This window comes from Vibrio sinaloensis (assembly GCF_000808535.1).
GTDB lineage: Bacteria > Pseudomonadota > Gammaproteobacteria > Enterobacterales > Vibrionaceae > Vibrio > Vibrio sinaloensis_D.
On record NZ_JWLV01000001.1, the window covers coordinates 89,410 to 111,152 of the forward strand.

Sequence of the window (21,743 nt, forward strand, 5' to 3'; positions counted from 1 at the left end):
AAGTGATATTGAGAACGAGCCGGTAATAAAAGTACGAACTATGAAGCCTATCTGACTCGAGACTCTATAACGACATAGAGTGATAAGACATCGAACCTAGTTAGCGTTTTTATTAAGGCTTTTCGAAGTTCGCTTTGTAACCGAACACAATGAACGGATTGAATTATTAATAATACAGTGTACATTTAGCAGATGAATCAACCATTATTCTTATATTAGAAACTCTTAACATGAAAAAGAACTTGCTCACTTTGTCCGTAGCAGCGTTGCTATCCTATCCTTTTGTTTCTTACGATGCTCACGCGATTTCCGTTGCTTGGGATCAGCAGGATGAAGTATGGCAAACTCAAGAATCTGATCATTTCTCAATCCACTTTCGTTCTGGGCACGAAAAGCAGGCAGCTCGCTCACTCGATTTGGCAGAGCAAGTTCATAAAGAGCTGACGCCTTTTTTTGGCTACGAGCCTAAAGATAAGACCGAGATAGTATTGGTCGATGAGTTTGACTTTTCAAACGGATGGGCGACCGTAATCCCTTACCCGCAGATCAGGCTCTATATGAGCCCGCCAGATGACGTAAACAGCCTTGAAAGTAATGACGAGTGGCTACACTTACTGATACGACACGAGTATGTGCATATCCTGCATCTAGAAATGGGGGGCGGTGCGCCTGAGTTTTTACGCAACATATTTGGTCGTAACGTATTGCTTTACCCCCATACTCTTACGCCATCATTGCTAGTCGAGGGCTTGGCGGTGTATTTGGAAACCAATAAAGAGCTTGGTTACGGGCGCTTGCAAGGTTCAAGCTATCCAATGGAAATGCGCATGGAAGTCGCCTCTGGAAAGGTTAAGGACCTCAATCAAGCGGTGGTCGCCAGTAAACACTTTCCGCTTGGTTATCAATATCTCTATGGTGCTTACTTTGTTGACTATCTTGTTCTTCAATATGGAGAAGATAAAGTTCAGACCTTCTTAGACGATTACAGTCGTCGTTTACTGCCATTTTTCCTTTTGAACAGAACCGCCAAAAATACATTTGGTGAGTCGTTTGAAGCGTTGTGGCCGCAGTTTCAAACCTACTTAAACCAGCGTTTTAGTGAAGAGATCGCGCTTCGCACGGCGAATAAGGTGTCGGGTGAAAGACTCAATGAGACAACTCCCGTTATGCAGGTAGTCACGACAAACGCGGCGGGTGATGTTTTCATCAATCGAAACAACGGTGAAGATAGAAATGACGTTGCTCAAGTGCAGGCATCTAAACAGATCAATCGTATCTCAAGTTCAAAAGGTGTCGTTGCTCTAGATGCCCACCAAACCTCTGGATTGGTTGCATCAAGACTGGTTTATTACGCCGATGGGCGAGGTATTACAGACTTGTTCTGGTTACAAGAAGGGGCATGGAAACGGTTAACCGAGCGGGAGCGTTTTAGAGATGTTCGTTGGCTTGCCAATGGTCAGCAGGTTATCGCAAGCCGAAAAATCGATGGGTTTAGTGAGCTGTGGTTAATTGATGTTATGGCACCGGAAAACAAGCAACGGCTGTGGCGAGGGGCTGAAAACGAAGTGTTAGGTGGGTACGATCTTTCTCCTGATGAGACTTACTTAGTGGCGAGTGTTAAGCGCTCCCAAGATGGCTGGAATCTTGAGCGTTTGAATCTAACGAACTTGCAATGGTCCACAATCACCAAGACACGATCCGTTGAAAATAGCCCAGTATTTGTGGATGCAGACACTGTGATGTTTAGCGCTGATTACGACGGAGTGTTTAATGTTTACCGCCATACTCTCGGTAGCCAATCGGTTGAGCAACTCACCCGCGAAGTGGGGGGAGCATTTTCACCATTATGGTCAGACACCTTTGGCTTGGTTTATCAAAGCTATGACAGTGAAGGTTATACGCTTCGCGCACTTAAGCAGCCAGACGCCCTTGATAATGTCGTTTTAGGTGAGGTTGCTGCAAGCTACCAATACCCAGATCCAGCACCAGTGTCTGTGGAGAAAACCGATGCTGTTGATTATTCACCATGGAGCAGTCTAAGGCCAAGGACATGGGTGCCGATTTTCAGCCTAGATGAGAATCAATCGATCGCCGGAATCGTAACCAATGGCTCTGATGCGCTTGGCAGACACAACTACACCATTGAGTTGGGGTGGGATACGGAAAACGGATTAGGTCAGTACCACCTTAGTTATCTTTACGACAATCGATGGTTCGCCGCGATTGGCAGAAATCATGATTTTACAACATTCTCTGAATTAGGGGTTGAGTCCAAGCGCATCGAACAGAACGACAATGCCTTGTTACAACGTAACCATATTTACACCGCGTTTGAAGATCAGTTATCTCTCTCTGCGGGCCTTTTTTGGGAGAAAGAGAGCGAGGTTCAACAACCTAAGGTAACGACCAGCCCTTATGAAGAGCGGGAAGAAACGCTAGTCGGTTTAGCGGCTTCGTTCGACAACAGAGAAAGCTATCTTAACGTCATGGGCGTGGGTTGGGGGCACTATCTTGATCTAACTGCTGAAACAAATGATTTGCTGGGAAGCGACTATGAAGGGAACAAGTATCAAGCGCAGTGGCGAAGCACGTTTGATCTTCCTGGCCGCTCTACACTGACGCTCCGCTTAGCTGGAGGATACAGCGATGAGAAGGCGAAACCGTTTCGTTTAGGCGGCAGCGACCAAAGCGATGAGAGCGCTCTGTTTGGTCGAGAAACTCAGGCATTAAGAGGTTATGATGAAACTGTTCAATCAGGGAATCACTATTTTACTCAGCGAGTAGAGTACACGTCATGGTTGGCTCGAATTGAGCGCAACTGGGGACTGTTTCCGATTGGTTTGGGTGATATCTCTGCAACCCTGTTTGCCGACTCTGGCAGCGCATGGAGTGAAAGCGGTCAGTATAAAGGGCTTACTGGGTTGGGTATTTCAACAACCGTTGAGCTCAAGATGGGGTACAACTTAACGGTACCCGTGACCATGGGTTATGCCAACGGTTTAGATAAAGAGCTAGGAAAGGATCAATTCTATTTGTCTGTATCAGGCGAGTTTTAAAGGCGGGTCTGAGATTGGAAAGGCGATGCCAACTCGTGAGAACAAAATAAGTTGTCGAGTTTTAACGCAAATTCCTGCACATCCATTACACTTAAACGCACGAGCTTGGTGCAAAAAATTTGCACCAAAATGCTATGTTATTGAAATTTAGAGAGATGTTTGTTTGGCATCAGATTTGCTATACTCAGTATTGTGACCTTTGAAAGTCAATGTCAAAGGCGAGACAAGAATAATATAACAGCGTCAAAGGCAACTAAGCCTCTTCCTCTCTAGGGAAGAGGCTTTTTCTTCTCTGGAGATGCGGTTTTCTCGGTAGCGTTCAAAAGGTCAAATTTGGGAGGATCAGGCCAGTATGTAAGCGAGTGTAATCAAGGCTAGTAAATTAATAAAACACTGTTCATAATGAGTGCATCTCATAGGAGCAGTTATTATGAAAAGAATTTGGTTAGCCGTACTTTTTAGCGTTGTATTGTCCGGATGTGTCGTTTTTCCAACAACCCGTGACTACTACAAGCCAGTTGTAATGCAATCCCAATCTGCAGTACCAAGCTCAGCTTGTGGCTACGTTAAAACTCGACTGGATGGAATTGAACAGGCTATTGACCACTATGGTGTTAGCGTATTCCCTTCAAAAGACAGTGAAAACGGTATATCCATTACCGCTCTATTGGAATCGAAGAGAAAAGGTCCTGAGTTGGTTAACGTTGAGGTGGTAACCGAGATCGGCGCCTTGATGCGTGATGACCACGCGACCCAAGTCTCTAATACGACTGACAGTGTCGGGATCCACCGCTCTTGGTTCAATGTTAAATATCCGCCTTTAAAAGTGCTACCAGAACAGTTGAAGATAATGGTGACTGATAGCGAAGGTAAGACTTTTGAGTTCAACTTTGAACATACCATTCAAAGTGACGTTTATCATGGCTCTATCAACTGTTGAACCTCCAGCTTTGATGAGTCAGTCGTGTAAAGTTTGGGCGTGTTGCGGTGGTTTTACGCGTTTAAGCGGTTTTTTAAGCACTTAAACGAATGTGAAGACGTTAATTGTTGACGTGTAAAATCAATCGGTTAAAGTACGCCTCGTTCAAACGGGAAAGCCCGTGAGGATGATGGTGTACCATCGCATTATGCGTTGCCCTGGTGGTGGAATTGGTAGACACAAGGGATTTAAAATCCCTCGGCGTCCGCGCTGTGCCGGTTCAAGTCCGGCCCGGGGCACCATCTAATCAAAGTGAACAATTTGGCGCCTTGGCAGAGTGGCTATGCAGCGGATTGCAAATCCGTGGACCTCGGTTCGATTCCGGGAGGCGCCTCCATGACATTTTGGTCAGAATTGAGGCCAAACATAAACCAGCATAAAGCTGGTTTTTTTATGTCTGATGGACGCTTAATCTCTTTTTATATCGCAGTACCACACCTTCACCGATAAGCAGGGAACAGTTTAATGCTCCCCAGCGTCGATCACTCACTATGCACATAGATGCTATCGCGACCGTTGGCTTTCACATGCAACAAGGCTCGGTCTGCGCGGCGCAGTAACAGATCAAAGTCGTGACTGTTATCTGAGTTAACAATGCCAGTACTGATGGTCACGGTTAGGTGCTCTGCCACGCTGCCAAAGTCTCGTTGTTTAATGGCATTACGTAATGATTCGCACACTGAAAACACCTTCTGCGGATCCCAGTCTCTAAACCCTATAACAAACTCTTCGCCGCCCCAGCGAGCGACAAAACCATTTTGTGGCGTCGCATCTTTAATCTCTTGCGCGACGATCTTGAGCACTTGGTCACCTGCTAAGTGGGTGTAGGTATCATTAATTTGTTTGAAATGGTCAATATCGATTAGCGCGAGAGAAAACGACGTCGATTGACCCGGTGCGTAGACAACTTTCTCAATCCATTCATCAAAGGCACGTCGGTTGTTGAGTCTCGTTAATTGGTCTTCTCGAGCTTGAACTTCAAACGCCGCAGCTTGTTTGCGGAGTGCGAGGGTTTTCTGCATGACCTCGTTTTTGAGCCTTAGCTCTGAGCGTTTTAACAACCTCAAGCGCCACCAAAATAGCAATGCGATTGACGCTGCGAGCAACAAGAATAACCCTATTTGAACGCTGGCACGTTGCCACCAATAGGGCAATACCACGAATTCAACGCTTGCTAGGTTGACGTCACTTTCATGATGTTCGTAATAGGCTTTCACAACAAAACGGTAGTGGCCGGGGGCAAGGTTGGTATAGTCGGCACTCGTTTGTGATCCGCGAGATACCCAACCGTTATCCAGACCTTCAAGTTTCGTTCGATAGCGAATGTGTTGAGCGGATAAAAAACCAAGACCCACGTAATCAAATGAGACGCGTTGGCTACCTGCAGGAAATGAGAAAACGTGTGGTTGGGCTAAATCATATTGCGTTTTATCGACGGTGAGACGTTCGATGACGGTCGGGAAATGAGGAACAACTAGCCCCTCGGTATTGCGTGGATTGGTAGATGCAACGCCTTGCGCGGTAGGGAACCACAATGTCCCTTCATTATCGATAGTCGCCGCTGGATTAGAGCCTCCGTTGACTTGAGCGGTTCGCATACCATCGCGTTCATTATAGAGCTCGAAACGTATAGGTCCTGTCGCGCGGCCGTCGGCTATCGCGTTCGCTTGGTCTAGACTGATCCTCCAAAGCCCACGGTTGGATGTTAGCCAGAAATAGCCCATGTGATCGGGTATCACTTGAAAGAACTTATCGATCGGTAATCCTTGCGGTCGTCCAATAAGGCTGAGCTTTTTATCGCTAAATCGATAACGCACTAAGCCACGATCGGTTGCTAACCACATCGAAGACCCTTGCGAGTAGAAACCAAACACATATTGCGCATCTTCCATGCTAGTGAGATCGATCTGTTCAACCTTGTCACCACGAATGACGGCGACACCAACCGCTGACCCAACCCATATATGCCCATGTTTATCTTGAGCGAGTGCCATCACATAGTTATCTACTAAGCCATCGTCGACGGTAAACAATCGTGTTGTGCCGTCCGGTGAGCGACGTAGTAGACCAGCCGTTGTGCCAAACCAATGCTGATTTTGCTTGTCCTGCAAAATGGCGCGAACTTCGTGCGTAGGAAGCTCATCAAGTGGATAGGGGGCCAATGTTTGACCATCAAATAGGTAAACACCTCTGTTGTACGTCCCAACCCAAGCGCCGCCTTCTGCTCTAGGGGCGAGGCTCAGTATTGATAGCAATTCATTGTTATTTGAGTCTGTTTGAACATTGCGGATTTCCCGATTACGAATAACACTTAAGCCGCGACTTGTGCCCGCGATAATGTCGCCAGAATCGAGCGCAAGTACGGTTCTTACGTAATCGCCGGCTAACCCTCGATGCTGATCCCAAACGGTAAATGGTGCCTTGTGCAACCGAGTCAATCCACCGTTGGTTCCGATCCAGATGCTGCGCTCTCTATCTTGGAAAAGGGAAAGCACGCGGTTGTTGAGCAATCCTGAGCGCTCATTAAAGTGAGTTAATGTGTTGTTTGATAGCCGATAAACCCCGTTATTAATGGTGCCAAACCAGTAATCACCGGAGTCGTCAGCGAGAATTCGAGTGATGAATGCACTGTCTAATGTTGGGTGAACTGAGTGCAGCGTGTTATTGGCATCGAAGCGCCAAGCGCCATGTTTGCCACCAAATAGGATCTCACCATTGCTTAGTTGGAGAGCGTCGTAGATTGGATTTGGGTCCAATCCAGCTTGGGCGCTAATGTTGACCACGCCTTCTTGACCGACTTTAAATAAGCCTTTATTGGTTGACGCAAGTACGTCTCCATCGAGCGCGAGGGTCAGTTTGTAAACACCGACTGAGGAGATTTTGATTTCGTTCTTTGCTTCTAAGCTGGCGCGATAGACCAAGCCAAGGCTTTGCGTGCCGATCCAAATTCCACCGTTTGGATCGCGTAGTACTGTATTGATGAGCTTACCGGCGGGCTCGACAGGTTGCCAACCTCGCTGGTGGCGATAAGTTAATCCACCACGTACGCCACCGGCAAGTAGTCCGCCATTGGCGTCTGCATAAAGAGCGCGTACGCCCGAGTCAATTAAGCCTGAATCAACGCCGCGAGTGAAATGTTCGAATCGATGTCCATTGAATCGCGCCAGACCTTCCCACGTTGCGAACCAAAGATAGCCGTCATCAGTTTGGGTGATGGCATTAATGCTGTTGTGGGGAAGACCATCTCGGCTAGTCCAAGTCTCGAAGAGGTATTCACTTAGTTCAGAAGCGCGCGCGGAAACGGGAGAGACGAAAAACAGAACAAAATAGATTAAGCCAGCCACTAATTGAGGGGACCAATTTCGTTCGTTCATCTGTATACCTTTGGCTGCAATCTCTTGGAACGAGACAGCATAGTTGATTTCATATTATTGCTCAATGTATTAGCTCTATGTTATACACAGCGTAAAGCGCAATTGAAGTTAGTGATTAAGGTACAAAAATCCCCAAATAAGGAAACGTTCTATGGAATTGGTTATGATCTTTGCCATTATATTTGGCGCTGTGTTTGGAACTCGGTTTGTGAAGTTGTTTCTATCTCACCGCAAAGAAATCAAACAGCTTGAGTTAGAGCAACAGAGCGGCGTAGATCGTGCCCAAAACGTCAAACTTCAGCAGCAAGTTGAGCAGCTGACCGATCGTGTCGAAGTGCTCGAAAAGATCGTTACCGATCAAAAGTATCAGTTAGATAAAGAGATCGCGTCGCTCTAACTCATCGCAAGCGCAACAATGCCCACGACTATGCGGAACAGGGGCTTGCATTTTGTGCCATTTCATATTGTCGAAGTGGCATTTTATCGATTGTCGATTTAATAGAGTCCCAATTGGTTTTTTTACCCCAGCGTAGCTTTTCCATGCCATCCTTACCAACTAAGACCGCGGTATGTTCGCCCGGCACAACATCGTAGATGTGGAACATACCACTAAGGTTGAATTCCTCTCTGACCCAACTAGGTACTGTAAATCCATCTTCGGTAATAACGAGGGTGACAACGTCACGCTCAGCCAGTTCGCACTCTATCATCAGAGTTTCGAGCAGGAACTGTTTGACGTGTTCGTCATTAGTCGGGGCAAAGTAAATGACACTTCTGTGAGCCCATTTTTCCGAATGAGCTGGGTATGCTAGGGTCGTTTGCACAAAACCAAACATCAGCATTGTAAGCAGTAGAACGCGCATTGTGAGCCTCCTAGTCGCACTATCCGAGCTTTGTTGCTTTCATTTCCTATACGTTAATTGTAGGTGTTAAGCTCAGTCATTTCTGATTGTAAGAGGACATCGCAACATGGAAGTGATTCACACCTCAAGATTGAGACTTAGAATGGCGACAAAAGACGATGCGCTATTCATCCAAAACCTCTATTCAAGTGAAGACTTTAAAAGGTTTGTCGGCGACAAACAGCTTCACACCAAACAAGATGCCGAGCGCTATATTGAAGAGAACATTTTAACCATGTATCGAAACCATGGCGTATGTCTGTTGGTGGTCGAGCGAATTAGTGACTCTACGCCCATTGGGGTTTGCGGACTAATAAAGCGCGACCAATTTGATGCATACGATATTGGCTATGGCTTTTTACCGACCTTCTATGGATGTGGCTTTGGTTTGGAGTCATCGCTTGCGATCATTGAATACGCAAAGAAAAACCCACAAATCGATGAGCTGATTGCGATCACAACGTCAGACAACATAGCCAGCCAAAAGCTACTATCTCGACTTGGCTTTACCTATGTCAAAGTCGAAAGCAAACTAAGTGATACGATTGATCTACTCTTGTATCGAATACCTCTGATCAACCATGAAACACATCCATAGTGATATCTTGCAAGGTGCTTTACTCACGGAACACAAAACCGTGGCGGCGATGATGGCGATTTACTGCCGTGATAAGCACCATTCAAAAGGAGAGCTTTGCAGTGAATGTGCTGAGCTTTTGGCTTACGCTGAGGTAAAGTTAGACCGCTGCCCTTATGGTCAAGAAAAACCGACGTGCAACAAGTGCCCGATCCACTGTTATAAACCCCAGCCCAAAGCAGCAATGAAAGCCGTTATGCGATACTCGGGGCCTAGAATGCTTCTACCTCATCCAATTCTCTCAATTCGTCATCTTTTGTTGGAACGCCGGGCAGCTCCGGAAAGGCCGCTAAACAAGATGTCAAACCGAGCCAAGCGGCGTCAAAAATAGTCGGCTCAACAACTTTACTCTCTCTTCGCTTCTAAGTCGCAATGTTATACGCCGCGCCGCTTCACGCACATCGCTGGCTAGCTCACAAAACATCACCTTGTTGAATGCATCTCTCTATAGGTATTACCAAAGCAAAGGGTAAAGAGTGGGTGTGATATATATTTTTCCTATATGACACTAGCTATAGCCTATTTTTCCAACTGATATCGACTGAGTAAACTGGTTCTAAATTACTGAATTATTGGAGTTTACAATGCGAAGAAAAACGGTGTTATACGGCGCTTTAATGACCGCTATACTAGCGGGGTGTACGAATACCGAGCAGGTTTCTACGACAGAGTATTTTGAGGGAACAGCGAGCTATCAGCTTAATGCTGCCGATGTATTTCGTCTCGCTAAGCAGATGAAACAGAGGGATCTCGTAAAGTCGCTTAAGCCACTCTATGGCGAGTCTTACTACTCGGAGGAGGCATTCAAATCGGCCATTTCTACTCGCTTAAATCGCGAACTTAGTAACGAACTCTACCAGGAGTTAAAGCAAAAAGCGTTGGTTGCTCCGCAAGTGCTATCGCTGGAGTTTGTCGCTGACAATACGTTGCGGGTGCGCTTTGGTCACGAGCAAGTTCCTATGCAGCAAAAGTTACTCGATATGAGCGCTCTAACACTCTCAAGTTTGGATAAATTGGGCAAGTACCAGTGGGCGACCAGTTCATTGGTTGTTGCCGTTGAACCGACGACCTTGTGCGTTAAGATTCAAGATAAGCAAGGCAGCGAAGTTAATCAGGTTTGCCCAGCGCAATCGACAGGCTTCACCCTCCACACTGATCATTACTATCACTACCACGGACTCGGTCAAGAGTTTCAAAAAGCGGGCAACTTAGATGGAAGATGGAACCAACGAACACGCCACGCGGGCAACAAAATGGAAGGATTCAATGGTGGTGCGACTGGTAACACTATTATTCCTATTCTTTATGGTGCGAGCCCAACGCAGAGTGATTTCGCGCTCTATCTCAACAACCTTTACAGTTCGGAATGGCAGTTCGATGGCCAAGAGATAAATGTAAAAGCCTCAAAAGGAGCCAGTGAAATCATCGTTATGGTCGCTCCTAAACAAAAAGAGCTGCGTAAGCAGTTTATGCAGCTGTCTGGCAAACCTCTCGTGCCGCCGAGAAAGATGTTTGGTATGTGGCTGTCAGAGTACGGATTTGATAATTGGGCTGAAATGGATAGCAAGCTCGCGACACTGCGCGACAACCAGTTCCCTATTGATGGGTTCGTTATGGATCTTCAGTGGTTCGGTAATGTGAGTGGCAACGATCCAGACAGCCAGATGGGCTCTCTTACCTGGGATGGAGAAAACTTTCCACAGCCCGAACAAAAAATAGCCAAGCTCAAACAGCAAGGAATCGGGATGGTGCTGATTGAAGAGAGCTATGTCAGTCAGGGACTTGATGAATTTAAAGCGCTCGAAGAAAAAGGCTATCTCGCCAAAGACCCGGAGACAGGGTTAGGTGCCAATGTGAACCCTCATGGGGGAGGCAGCTGGTGGGGGAAAGGCGGCATGATTGATTGGTCGAACCCAGAGGTAAACGGCTATTGGCACGATTGGAAGCGTCAGCCACTGATTGATATGGGAATCATGGGGCATTGGACTGATCTTGGTGAACCAGAAATGTACAATCATCAAGCTCGTTACTTTGGCGATCAAACGCATGATGAAATTCACAACCTGTTTAACTACTATTGGCTAGAAGGCATCTATCAGGGCTACCAAAATAATGATGTGGACCAAAGGCCATTTATGATGTCTCGCTCCGGAACAACGGGGATTCAAAAGTTCGGTGCGTCGATGTGGTCTGCGGATATTGGCTCTAATCTGACAAGCCTCGCCACTCACATTGGGCAACAAACCAATATGATGTTGTCAGGCATTGACTACTATGGGTCAGATATTGGCGGATTTCATCGTAAAGGACTTGGGGTAATTGGCGAGAAAAAACAAGCTGCCCTAGATGAGACGTACACTCAGTGGTTTGCCTACAGCAGTTTGTTTGATGTGCCGGTTCGCCCACATACCGAGAACTTGTGCAACTGCAAAGAAACCGCGCCAGATCGTATTGGAGACAGGGAAAGTAATCGCAACAACCTTGCTCTGCGCTACCAGATAATCCCATACCTATACTCTCTGGCTCATCACGCCCATCAGGATGGCGAGGCGATCTTTGCGCCCGTCAGTTATGAGTTCAGCGAGGATTCAACCTTGTATGACATCCAGCATCAAAAGATGATCGGCAATCAGTTGATGAGTGCAGTGGTCGCCGAACTTGATGCCAAAGACGTTACTGTGACATTCCCGCAGGGAGATTGGTTTGATTTCCGAACCGGAACCAAGATGGATGCGCTGAAAGCACAAACCAAGACCATTGACTTATACAACGAAAACAACCAATACCAACTGCCACTGTTTGCAAAGCAAGGCGCAATCATCCCTGTTTCAAAGAGTAGTGCAGGGCAATGGACCAGCGAAGTGCCGCAAGACATTACACTAAAAATCTTTGGCTTCGCCAATAATGCCTTCACGCTTGTTGAAGACGATGGCAAGACGACTGACTATTTGCATGGCGCGAAACGGGAAACACAAATCACGACGCGTGTATTTGATTCGAGTGCAACTTTGCGTATTGAATCGCTAGGGAAGTACCAAGGTATGCCATCGTCACGTGCACTTGAAGTTAACTGGAGTCTAGGTGCGGAGGCACAAGTTTCTCGAATCTCTAGCAACACAGAGCAAGTGATCACGTGGAAACAGTCAGGAGACCAACTTTATGTGAAGCTCGCTCAATTACCTGAGCAGGGAGAAACAACCATCACACTCGAGTTTTGAAAGTGAAACGGGCATAAAAAATAAGGAGAACATCGCGTTCTCCTTATTGATTTATTACTCGCCAGCGACCGCTTGACGTTTGGTTTTTATGCTTGCGATGAGCATGTAAACGCAAGTCGCCAGCAGCGTTGCAAACAGGTAGCCCATCAAACCTTGTTCTCCAGACATAAACCAGTCAGCGAGAACTGGACCTGCCACGGAGCCCACGCTGTAGCTAAACAGCATCACTTGTGTCGCTGACACAATGTAGCTTGCATCAAGTTTGTCGCAGCCAAGATTGATTGCAACGGGATAAAGCGCGAATGTCGCCATACCCAAGATAAACAGCCCCGCACCCAACGCATGAATACTCGAATACGCCGCGGTTAGCGCAATCGCAGCAACGCCAAGCAAGCAAAATATTGCCATTAAAAACGTGCGGCCAAAATACTTAGACATCCAAGGAACGATTGGCTGAACCGCCATACCGCCAAGTACTACTAGTGCCATTAAGCTGCCCAAATTGTCGTTACTGATACCGCGCTGAGAGAGCTCTAAAGGCATCAACCCGTAAACGGCGCCAAGCGTTAAGCCAGACACAATGCAACCAATGATTGCCGCATGGTTGAGCTTCGCGATTTGTTTCAACGAGAGCGGTGAGCTGTGTTGGCTTTCAGGTTGGTCAGTTTCACCAAATAGTAGAACAACAATCGCCAACAATAACATGGTGACAATGGCAATGAATGGCACGCCACCAGTCACTCCCAGTACGCCAATACCAAGTTGGCCAAGTGATGTGCCGCCGTACAACGAGCCCATGTATAATCCAAGGCGTTTTGCTCTTGCAGATTCGTCACCGTGCAGTAACCATGACTCAACAATCACAAACACGCCCGCTACCGCAATACCGGCGACAAAACGTGCACAAAGCCAAACCATGGATTGATTGAATGCTGGCAACAGCGCAATCGTAAACAGAAAAGCGCCCAAACAATAAACAAAAGCGTTCTTGTGCCCAACCTTGGTGACTACAGGTTCAATAATGACAGCACCAACTAGTAGACCCGCGTAAAACACACTGGCTAACCAACTGGCAAGGGAAGATTCCAAGCCATAATGTGGCAGCATTAAAGGAATCAAGCTCATTAAATAGCCTGACGCTACCGCATAAAGAGCAAGCGCAATAACAGGTACAGAAATGCGTGCTTTTGGAGCAGGAGCAAGGGTGTTTTCCAACGTCGTGACCTCTGGTTGATGGAGCGAAAATAATCAGAATTTGGCGCGACTATGGGGTTAAATGGGGGAGAGGTAAAACGATAAATATTGTTCGAGACGATAAAAGATGCTTATCGTTATCTATGTGTAGAAAATGAATAATTAAAGCCGAAATTTTCGCCCATTTCGGCTTTCTAGATTGCTAATTTAATCTGTGCGCTACTTCAGTAGAGCTTGGTTTAACCATTGATCAAATTGACCTTTAGGAAGAGCGCCGTTAATCATATCGACTCTTTTCCCATCTTTAAACACCATAACGGTTGGAATGCTTCTAATCTGATATTTAGCGGCGATATTTTGCTGAGATTCGGTATCGACTTTTACAAATCGTACACTTTGCGCTCGTTCAGAGGCAACGTCAGAAAATACAGGAGCAAATCCAACACATGGGTTACACCAAGGTGCCCAAAAATCGATTACCACTGGCTGTTTTGACTCAAGCAACGCATCTAGATTTTGCTCCGTCCCTTCAATTGGCGCGCCATCTAACAATGAAGTTTGGCATTTACCACAGTTTGGGCTCTCGGACACTCGCTCTGTAGGAACGCGATTGACGCCTGAACATGACGGGCATCGTGTATTAAATGTAGACATGACTTTTCTCTTTCTATTTGTAATTGCTGTGACACTAGTTGTTTCAATAGGATGACACCACCCACCAACGCTAGTTATACTCTGAAAAGGTCGAGTGACTCAAATAAGAAAACGAAAAGGCTCAGAATGACAACTTTTTTTGCAGAAATTACTGGCTGGGGCAAGTGCCTACCTCCAGCTACGCTCTCCAATGATGATCTAAGCACATTTATCGATACCTCAGATGAATGGATCCGAACTAGAACGGGGATCGAAAATCGCCGTATTAGCCACGTCGAAACCTCTGATATGGCGACCGTTGCCGCGAAACATGCACTAGCTTGTGCAGGAGTTAGCGCCGATGACGTTGATTTGCTTATCGTCGCGACTTGCTCTCCTGATTCACTGATTCCGAACATTGCCTCGAAAGTGTCCCAAAACCTTGGGATGAAAGCGACCACAGCGTTTGATTTGAACGCTGCTTGTACAGGTTTCGTGTACGGCTTGGAAACGGCGACGCGTATGATTCAAGCAGGCAACTACAAACATGCAATCGTGATCGGTGCAGAGCGTCTTTCTTTCTACATTGACTGGACGAAGCGTGACACCGCTGTATTGTTTGGTGACGGTGCTGGTGCAGTCGTGCTTTCGCGCACTGAGCAACAAGTCGGCTTGCAACATGCACAGCTCGGGTGTGACTCGGCAGGACGCGATATTCTTGCGGTACCAAAATTTGGCACATCAATGGACCGTTTTGCCGCAGACAATGGACATTGGGACTTCAACTTTGTTGGTAAAGAGATTTTTAAACGCGCCGTTAAAGGCATGGGCGCAGCGGCTCACAGTGTTCTGTCGAGAAGTCAGCTAGCCACCGATGACATTGATGTGGTCATCCCACACCAAGCGAATATTCGCATTATTCAAACACTGTGTGATATGTCTGGAATCAGCCAAGATAAAGCCTTCGTCAATATCCAGAAGTATGGCAACACCTCTGCTGCTACGGTTCCGATTGCACTGTGTGAATCTTTGGAGCAAGGCGTTGTTAAACCGGGCGACAATTTACTACTTGCCGCATTTGGTGCGGGTCTCACTTGGGGCGCAGGCCACATTAAGTGGGGTGAGCGAGTGACGCCGATTTCACAAAGTGATGCGGTATTGCCTGATTGCGATAAAACCGCGCTTGAATTGCTTAAAACGGCGATTGAGTTTTGCCATCGCCGCGCAGAGTAAAAGCCACGTCTTAAAACGGAAAGCCGCGTATCATTCGCGGCTTTTTTACGCGACTAGCAAAGAAAAAGCGGAGGCATAACCGTAAAGAAGACAGTATCATAGAGCGCAAATCATAAGAATGATAAAGGGCGTTCATGAAGTTTCTGCACACCTCAGATTGGCATTTAGGTCGACAATTCCACAACGTTTCATTACTCGACGATCAAGTGGTTGTTCTTAACCAAATCGTCGATTACATCAAGCAAAATCCAGTCGATGCGTTAGTCGTCGCGGGCGATATTTACGATCGCTCAGTACCACCAACCGCCGCGATAGAAGTCATGAACCGCTTCGTCAATCAAGTGTGTGGTGAGTTAAATCTGCCAATCATCTTAATTCCGGGCAACCACGACGGTGCTCAGCGACTCGGTTTTGGCTCTGGCCGAATGAAAAGTGCAGGGCTTCACATTCTGTCTGACTTTGAGCAGATGCTAACCCCGGTTGTTATTGAGTCAGAGATTGGTCCCGTTGCATTCTACGGCATGCCATATAGCGACCCAGAGCAAGTTCGCCACCACTTTAAGCAGTCGGTGTCGACACACGATGAGGCTCATCAACTGCTCACTCAGAAAATCTGCCAGCAATTTCAACCTTCAAACAAGAATGTACTAATCAGTCACTGCTTTGTAGACGGTGCCATTGAATCAGACTCAGAACGTCCTTTGTCCATTGGTGGTTCAGATCGCGTCAGTCACGAGCACTTCACTTCATTTGATTACGTCGCACTAGGGCATCTTCATCAGCCGCAGAAAAAGGGTGAAGAGTATATTCGCTATTCCGGTTCCTTGATGAAATACAGCTTCTCGGAGCAGCATCAACGAAAAGGCATGACGCTGGTTGAGTTGGATGAGTCGGGTTTCAAGCAGTCTACCCACATTGACCTAACGGCGCCTCATGAGATGCGTATCTTGGAAGGCAAGATGGAAGAACTTCTCTCTGCTGGCCAAACTGATCCTAAGTTCGATGACTATCTACTGGTCCGCTTGCTTGATAAACACGCGATTCTAAATCCCATGGACAAACTACGCGCGGTTTATCCAAATGTATTACACCTTGAGAAACCCGGCATGTTAGTAGGGGTTGAACAGCAGATGGCCAAAGCCAAATTGGCAAGAAGTGAAATGGATATGTTTCGCGATTTCTATTTAGAAGCACAAGATTCAGCGCTCAGTGATGAACAAGAAAGCGCACTCTCTGGCATCATCAAACAACTGACAAAGCAGTAAGATCACTATGAAACCAATTAAACTCGTACTACAAGCTTTTGGTCCGTTTGCCCAAAAGCAAGAGATTGACTTCACTCAATTGGGATCAAATCCGCTGTTTCTCATCAACGGACCAACCGGATCCGGGAAAACGTCGATTCTTGATGCAATCTGCTTCGCGTTGTATGGCGAAACGACGGGAAATGAGCGTCAAGGCATTCAAATGCGCAGTGATCTTGCTCCGCTCTCAGTACCTACAGAAGTGATATTAGACTTTGCGTTGCAAGGAAAGACTTACCGCGTGACACGCTCTCCCGAGCAAGAAGCGCCTAAAGCTCGCGGTGAAGGGACAACCACACGAAAGCACACGGCGTCTTTGTATCAACTGGGTGAGCCAGAAGTTCTAATCACCAGTAAAACGGCGCAAGTAAAAACAGAAGTTACTGACCTACTGGGGTTGAACGAAACCCAGTTCCGTCAGGTAATGGTGCTGCCGCAAGGTAAATTTCGAGAATTACTGCTCGCAAGCTCGAAAGATCGCGAAGAGATCTTCGGCCAGCTATTCCAAACCGATATTTACAAGCGGATAGAGTATTCGCTGAAAGACAAAGCCAGTGCGATAAGCAAAGCGAAGAACGAATTTGACCATCAAATCCGTGGCGCGCTAAAGGTCGCGGAAGCCGAGTCTGAAGCTGAGCTTAAAGAACAACTGACCCAGTTAAAAGCCGCGCTAGAACAAGCGACAACCCAAGAGCACGATGCGGCTGCGCAGCTGCAAGCGCAAAAACAAACGCTTCAGCAAGCTCAAACTATTCAACAGCGCTTTAGTGAACTAAGCGCGGCCACTAAATCATTGGCTGAACATGTTGCTGCGGCAGACCGCTTTACAGAAAAGCAGCATCTTGTCGATATGGCGTTAGCCGCCAATGGCTTAGCTTTTACTCATAGCCAATGGAAGCAGAGTGCTTTGCAGTCTGAGCAGGCAGCGAATCAACTCACCAATGCGAAAGAGAAACTGGCCTCAATTAAGAAAGAGGTTGAGAATTCTGCTGCCCAGCAAAAACAGGCAGCAGAGAAAGTCGCGACAGTACCCGCGCTCAACGATGAGCTTTATGCTTTACAAACCATTAAATCCAAATTGTCTGAAAAACAGCGGGTTGATGCTCAGTGCACATCACTGGAAACGTTAGCCGCCGAGCAACAACAGACGTTAACGCAGTACATCGCGCACAAACAAAACCTCGAACAACAAGCAGAAGAGGGCAAGGCGAAATTTGAGCTCGCAAGGCAACAGCACCATGAGAAGCCTGCCGTTGAAGCAGCAATTGTTCGTTTACAGCGTTCGATGTCGGATCTGCAAAAGTTTGCTCAACTCAAAAATGAGCTTGCTAGCCAGCAGAAACAGCTTACGCCACTCGAAGTTCAGCTGGCGAATGCAAATCAAGCCTTATCGGAAGCCACACAACAGGCTGATAGGCTCGATTGGGCTTGGCATAGTGCTCAAGCAGCAGTGTTGGCACAAAAGCTTCAAGATCATATGCCATGCCCTGTGTGTGGCAGCGAGGAGCACCCCAATCCAGCGCGCTTTGATGGCGAAGAGATTACAAAAGAGCAAGTCAAACGAGCTCGTGCCAAAGAGCGACAAGCGCTGAATACCCAGCAGCAGGCGATGAGTTCCCTTGAGCAGCAGCAATCGTTAATCGCAGCGAGTGAAAAGCGAGTCGCTGAGACGGAGGCAGAACTCGGAACACTTGCGCAAGCCGACCACGTCGCGCTTGAAGAGGAACTGAAAACTAACCAGAGCAAGCTTAAAGAGATCGAATCGCTTGATTTAGCGAACTTGGAGCGAAGCGTCACAGAGCTTATCCAGCGCAGTGACAATGGTGAGCGCAAGATTGCAGAGCTCAAAGAGGCGATGTCTGCGACGCAAGCACAATTAACTGGATTACGAGAGCAATCGACAGTGCTAGCTAAAGAGATCGGTGAAACGTACCAAGAGGTAAGTGTAGTCGACCACGCTTTAGCTCAATTAAAACAGCGTATTGACAGCATCAACCATGCACACGACCTTGCGCAGAAACGGTTCCAAGCCGTGTCCAACCAGCACTACGAACTTGAAGGGCAAGTGAAAACGCTCAGCGAACACTGCGAACAAATGACGTTGGCACTAACCAGTAACGCTCAATCTTGGCAGCAGGCGCTGGAGAAGAGCCAGTTTTCTGATGAAGCGGCATTTCTTGCTGCAAAAGTGCACGATGAGCAGTTGAAGCAATGGCAAGAGGAGATACAAGGCTACCAACAGACGCAAATCAAACTCGAACAGACAGTAGAAAACTTGACCGAGAGCTTAAAAGAGCAAACCGAACCAGATATGGAGGCGCTGAATGCGCAACATTCTGAGGTCGAATCGCGTTATCAAAAAGCTCGTGTTGAGTTAGATATTACTCGCTCTGCTTATGAGCGCGTCAGCAAGGTATGCGAAGATATTTCACTGCTGCACCAAAAGAATGCCGAGTTGGAAAACGAGTACAAGGTATTTGGAACCCTTTACGATGTGGCGAGTGGCAAAACAGGCAGTCGCGTTAGCTTACACCGTTTTGTGCTTGGCGTATTGCTTGATGATGTTCTTATTCAGGCTTCTCAGCGTTTGAGTCTAATGAGTAAAGGGCGTTATATCCTATTACGCAAGACCGAAGGCTTTAAAGGCGCAGCCGGACGAGGTTTGGATCTGATTGTCGAAGACGGCTACACAGGCAAAACGCGAGATGTGGCTACGCTTTCTGGCGGTGAGTCATTCATGGCGGCGCTTTCTCTCGCGCTAGGCCTTTCGGACGTGGTTCAATCTTACAGCGGCGGCATTCGTCTTGATACCTTGTTCATTGACGAAGGTTTTGGCAGTCTCGATCCAGAATCACTTGATTTGGCCATTCAAACCTTGGTTGATCTTCAGCAATCGGGAAGAACCATCGGTCTTATCTCACACGTCTCTGAACTAAAGGAGCAGATGACACTGCGTATTGACGTAGAACCAACCAAACTTGGTAGCTCCATCAAACTCGTGTCATCTTAGCGGAAGATTGGGAGCTCAAATATGGAGGGCTCCCAAGATATGTGCTAATTGTTAATTGAATAAACCCATAAATATAAAAGCAATATAGATAGTCAGCGAGTCGGATAGGTGATTAATGGACGCATTTCGCGTAGCAATCCAAGACACGGTCAACAAAATATACCAGTACGCAGAACCTAACCTTACCTTAGTCGGTTGGATGGGGCTGCTAGGGTTTCCTACATACTACTACGTATGGAGCTATCTATTTCCGCAACCATACGAAAGTTTGGCATTAAGAACGTTTTGTTCTTTACTGTTCGCCGTTATTGCGTTTCGTAATCAGTTGCCTGAGCACTATCGCCGCTATATGCCGTATTACTACCTCGTTGCCATCACGCTCTGTTTACCGTTTTTCTTCTTCTACATGATGCTGAAAAACGACTGGTCAACGATCTGGGCGATGTCATTTATGTCGTCCATTTTCCTGCATATTTTGCTCGTGCATCAAACGCGGATTGTGTTGGCTCAAGCGGGGGTGTCCATTTTCATCGCTATTGTGCTTGTTTATGGTGCCGATATGAATCAGGCGCTGAACGATGTGGTTTGGCCCTATATTCCTATTTTCCTGTTTACCTATGTGTTCGGCAATTTGTTCTATTTTCGAAACCAAGCCGAACACGAGAGCAAGGTGTCGATTGCCAAATCATTTGGCGCTGGTATTGCCCATGAAATGCGCAACCCGTTAAGTGCGCTTAAGGCGTCTATTGAAGTATTGAGCGCCATTTTACCAGCGGATAAAAGTGGCTCTCAAAGTGGCATCAGTATATCTACGCATGAACTGTCGATGGCCAGAGAGGTTCTTGACGACGCTGATGAAGTGATTCGCAACGGCAATGAAGCTATCGATCTGCTGTTAACATCGATTGATGAGAATCGAGTGTCGACGTCTACGTTTAGGAAACACTCCATTGTCACGGTCACGCGACACGCCCTTGAGAGCTTCCCTTACAAAAGCGGCCATGACAAATCTGCGGTGGAGCTGGTTGTCGAGCAAGACTTCGACTTCTTCGGCAGTGATACCTTAATCAAATACGCGCTCTATAACCTGCTCAAGAATGCGTTTTACTACCAAGCTGACAATGATTTTAAAATTGTCATTACGCTCACCCGCCGCGATGATAAAAATCAAATGATTTTCCACGATAACGGCGTCGGTATTGCCCCTGATGTTATCGAGCATATTTTCAAGGATTTCTACACCTTTGGTAAGACCGGCAGCTACGGGCTTGGCCTGCCTTTCTGTCACAAAGTGATGGCCGCGGTTGGTGGAATGATTGAGTGTGATTCGATTCTGGATGAATGGACGCAATTCACACTCACATTCCCTGAATACAAATCTAATGCGGTAGGGTCGATCAAACTCGATCTGATGAAGTCTAAATCCATCCTTCTCATTGGCGAACAAGGAACCTTTAGTAATATTTTAAATGAACACGCGTTTTACCAAGGGTTTCGATTTGTCACTTTGGACCTTGAGGCGGCAAGTAAAAAACAAGAATATGAGTTCGAATTTGATGTCATTTTTATCGACTTCGATATTGCACTCAAAACGCCAAGTTTAATGAATGAACTTGAAGCAAAACTGCACTTTACCGAAGGACGCATCGCACCGTTATTCCAAAGTGATCACTCGTATCACGACAATATTGAACGCCACCTGGCCATCTATCCGGTTGAGAAAGAGCGCTTGAAGCAAGATCCCGATAGCGTGCTTGATCAACTTCTGTTTGAACAGCTCGAACCGAGCCGAAGCGTTATTCCAAAGAAACGTGTTTGCCACGGGAAAACCATCGTAATTGCGGACGACAATCAGTCTCTACGTGCTTACACGTCGATTTTGTTGGAGCAGCAAGGGTTTGAAGTTATCCAAGCTCAAAATGGTCATGAGGTGATCGAAAAGCTTCAACAAAGCCCTGTAGACTTGGTGATTATGGACATCGAAATGCCGTCTCTTAATGGATTAGAGGCGGCCAATGCAATACGAAATTCAGCCAGTGAGTATGCCAATGTCCCAATTCTTGGTCACACGGGAGACTCAACGGCGCTTGCCATCGATAAAATTCAACAAGCGGGCATGAATGACTATGTCATCAAACCCGCGGGCACCGATGTTTTGCTCGACAAGATTGCCAACTGGATTTAGGTGCCTTCACTTCGAAGG

14 protein-coding genes and 2 tRNA genes are annotated in these 21,743 nt (G+C 46.9%); 12 read left to right on the forward strand and 4 right to left on the reverse strand.

Annotated elements, in window-relative coordinates; translation table 11 throughout:
- Positions 1–230: 230 nt before the first annotated feature.
- From RJ47_RS00460 to RJ47_RS00475, 4 genes are all read left to right on the forward strand, one after another.
- Entirely contained in the window at positions 231–3,056 is a 2,826-nt protein-coding gene (locus tag RJ47_RS00460) for a hypothetical protein (protein WP_039480373.1), read from the forward strand.
- Between the two features lie 430 nt (positions 3,057–3,486).
- Positions 3,487–3,996 (forward strand): hypothetical protein, encoded by a 510-nt coding sequence (locus RJ47_RS00465; RefSeq protein WP_039480376.1) that lies wholly within the window; start codon positions 3,487–3,489, stop codon positions 3,994–3,996.
- Positions 3,997–4,190: 194 nt separating this feature from the next.
- Positions 4,191–4,277, forward strand: a tRNA-Leu gene (locus RJ47_RS00470).
- A 21-nt stretch (positions 4,278–4,298) separates the two neighbouring features.
- Positions 4,299–4,372 (forward strand) — tRNA-Cys (locus RJ47_RS00475).
- 145 nt (positions 4,373–4,517) lie between these two features.
- On the opposite strand, the gene RJ47_RS00480 is transcribed toward RJ47_RS00475, so the two are convergent.
- Positions 4,518–7,409, reverse strand: coding sequence for a ligand-binding sensor domain-containing diguanylate cyclase (locus RJ47_RS00480; RefSeq protein ID WP_039480379.1), 2,892 nt, complete (start codon positions 7,407–7,409; stop codon positions 4,518–4,520).
- Positions 7,410–7,560: 151 nt separating this feature from the next.
- Between RJ47_RS00480 and RJ47_RS00485 the strand changes: the two genes are divergently transcribed.
- Positions 7,561–7,806 carry a nitrite reductase gene (locus RJ47_RS00485; protein WP_038137090.1) on the forward strand — a complete coding sequence of 82 codons (246 nt, stop codon included), beginning with the start codon at positions 7,561–7,563 and terminating at the stop codon, positions 7,804–7,806.
- A gap of 28 nt (positions 7,807–7,834) precedes the next feature.
- Here the strand turns inward: RJ47_RS00485 and RJ47_RS00490 are convergent, their stop codons facing one another.
- The gene (locus RJ47_RS00490) at positions 7,835–8,272 is read right to left on the reverse strand and encodes a DUF4174 domain-containing protein (RefSeq protein ID WP_005471294.1); all 438 of its coding nucleotides are present in this window, start codon (positions 8,270–8,272) and stop codon (positions 7,835–7,837) included.
- 106 nt (positions 8,273–8,378) lie between these two features.
- Between RJ47_RS00490 and RJ47_RS00495 the strand changes: the two genes are divergently transcribed.
- The 3 genes from RJ47_RS00495 (at position 8,379) to RJ47_RS00505 (ending at position 12,166) form a co-directional block, all read left to right on the forward strand.
- The gene (locus tag RJ47_RS00495; protein WP_039480383.1) at positions 8,379–8,909 is read left to right on the forward strand and encodes a GNAT family N-acetyltransferase; all 531 of its coding nucleotides are present in this window, start codon (positions 8,379–8,381) and stop codon (positions 8,907–8,909) included.
- Positions 8,893–9,279, forward strand: a complete 387-nt coding sequence (locus RJ47_RS00500; RefSeq protein WP_039480385.1) for a nitrous oxide-stimulated promoter family protein — start codon at positions 8,893–8,895, stop codon at positions 9,277–9,279. The genes RJ47_RS00495 and RJ47_RS00500 overlap by 17 nt, the downstream gene beginning before the upstream one ends.
- Before the next feature lie 253 nt (positions 9,280–9,532).
- Positions 9,533–12,166 (forward strand): TIM-barrel domain-containing protein, encoded by a 2,634-nt coding sequence (locus tag RJ47_RS00505; protein WP_039480388.1) that lies wholly within the window; start codon positions 9,533–9,535, stop codon positions 12,164–12,166.
- Positions 12,167–12,220: 54 nt separating this feature from the next.
- Here the strand turns inward: RJ47_RS00505 and RJ47_RS00510 are convergent, their stop codons facing one another.
- Both RJ47_RS00510 and trxC read right to left on the reverse strand, forming a co-directional pair.
- Entirely contained in the window at positions 12,221–13,381 is a 1,161-nt protein-coding gene (locus RJ47_RS00510; protein WP_039480391.1) for an MFS transporter, read from the reverse strand.
- 198 nt (positions 13,382–13,579) lie between these two features.
- The gene (gene trxC / locus RJ47_RS00515) at positions 13,580–14,014 is read right to left on the reverse strand and encodes a thioredoxin TrxC (protein WP_039480393.1); all 435 of its coding nucleotides are present in this window, start codon (positions 14,012–14,014) and stop codon (positions 13,580–13,582) included.
- A gap of 126 nt (positions 14,015–14,140) precedes the next feature.
- Here trxC and RJ47_RS00520 point away from each other — a divergent pair, with 126 nt between their 5' ends.
- From RJ47_RS00520 to RJ47_RS00535, 4 genes are all read left to right on the forward strand, one after another.
- Entirely contained in the window at positions 14,141–15,226 is a 1,086-nt protein-coding gene (locus tag RJ47_RS00520; RefSeq protein WP_039480396.1) for a ketoacyl-ACP synthase III, read from the forward strand.
- Positions 15,227–15,360: 134 nt separating this feature from the next.
- The gene (locus RJ47_RS00525) at positions 15,361–16,491 is read left to right on the forward strand and encodes an exonuclease SbcCD subunit D (protein ID WP_039480398.1); all 1,131 of its coding nucleotides are present in this window, start codon (positions 15,361–15,363) and stop codon (positions 16,489–16,491) included.
- Positions 16,492–16,498: 7 nt separating this feature from the next.
- Complete coding sequence (locus RJ47_RS00530) at positions 16,499–19,540, forward strand: AAA family ATPase (RefSeq protein ID WP_039480401.1); 3,042 nt, start codon at positions 16,499–16,501, stop codon at positions 19,538–19,540.
- Between the two features lie 115 nt (positions 19,541–19,655).
- Positions 19,656–21,725 (forward strand): hybrid sensor histidine kinase/response regulator, encoded by a 2,070-nt coding sequence (locus RJ47_RS00535; protein WP_039480404.1) that lies wholly within the window; start codon positions 19,656–19,658, stop codon positions 21,723–21,725.
- The last annotated feature ends 18 nt before the right edge of the window (positions 21,726–21,743 follow it).

Coding starts and splice junctions, on each gene's coding strand:
- RJ47_RS00460 (WP_039480373.1), top strand. CDS start 231: ATGAAAAAGAACTTGCTCACTTTGTCCGTAGCAGCGTTGCTATCCTAT.
- RJ47_RS00465 (WP_039480376.1), top strand. CDS start 3,487: ATGAAAAGAATTTGGTTAGCCGTACTTTTTAGCGTTGTATTGTCCGGA.
- RJ47_RS00480 (WP_039480379.1), bottom strand. CDS start 7,409: ATGAACGAACGAAATTGGTCCCCTCAATTAGTGGCTGGCTTAATCTAT.
- RJ47_RS00485 (WP_038137090.1), top strand. CDS start 7,561: ATGGAATTGGTTATGATCTTTGCCATTATATTTGGCGCTGTGTTTGGA.
- RJ47_RS00490 (WP_005471294.1), bottom strand. CDS start 8,272: ATGCGCGTTCTACTGCTTACAATGCTGATGTTTGGTTTTGTGCAAACG.
- RJ47_RS00495 (WP_039480383.1), top strand. CDS start 8,379: ATGGAAGTGATTCACACCTCAAGATTGAGACTTAGAATGGCGACAAAA.
- RJ47_RS00500 (WP_039480385.1), top strand. CDS start 8,893: ATGAAACACATCCATAGTGATATCTTGCAAGGTGCTTTACTCACGGAA.
- RJ47_RS00505 (WP_039480388.1), top strand. CDS start 9,533: ATGCGAAGAAAAACGGTGTTATACGGCGCTTTAATGACCGCTATACTA.
- trxC (WP_039480393.1), bottom strand. CDS start 14,014: ATGTCTACATTTAATACACGATGCCCGTCATGTTCAGGCGTCAATCGC.
- RJ47_RS00520 (WP_039480396.1), top strand. CDS start 14,141: ATGACAACTTTTTTTGCAGAAATTACTGGCTGGGGCAAGTGCCTACCT.
- RJ47_RS00525 (WP_039480398.1), top strand. CDS start 15,361: ATGAAGTTTCTGCACACCTCAGATTGGCATTTAGGTCGACAATTCCAC.
- RJ47_RS00530 (WP_039480401.1), top strand. CDS start 16,499: ATGAAACCAATTAAACTCGTACTACAAGCTTTTGGTCCGTTTGCCCAA.
- RJ47_RS00535 (WP_039480404.1), top strand. CDS start 19,656: ATGGACGCATTTCGCGTAGCAATCCAAGACACGGTCAACAAAATATAC.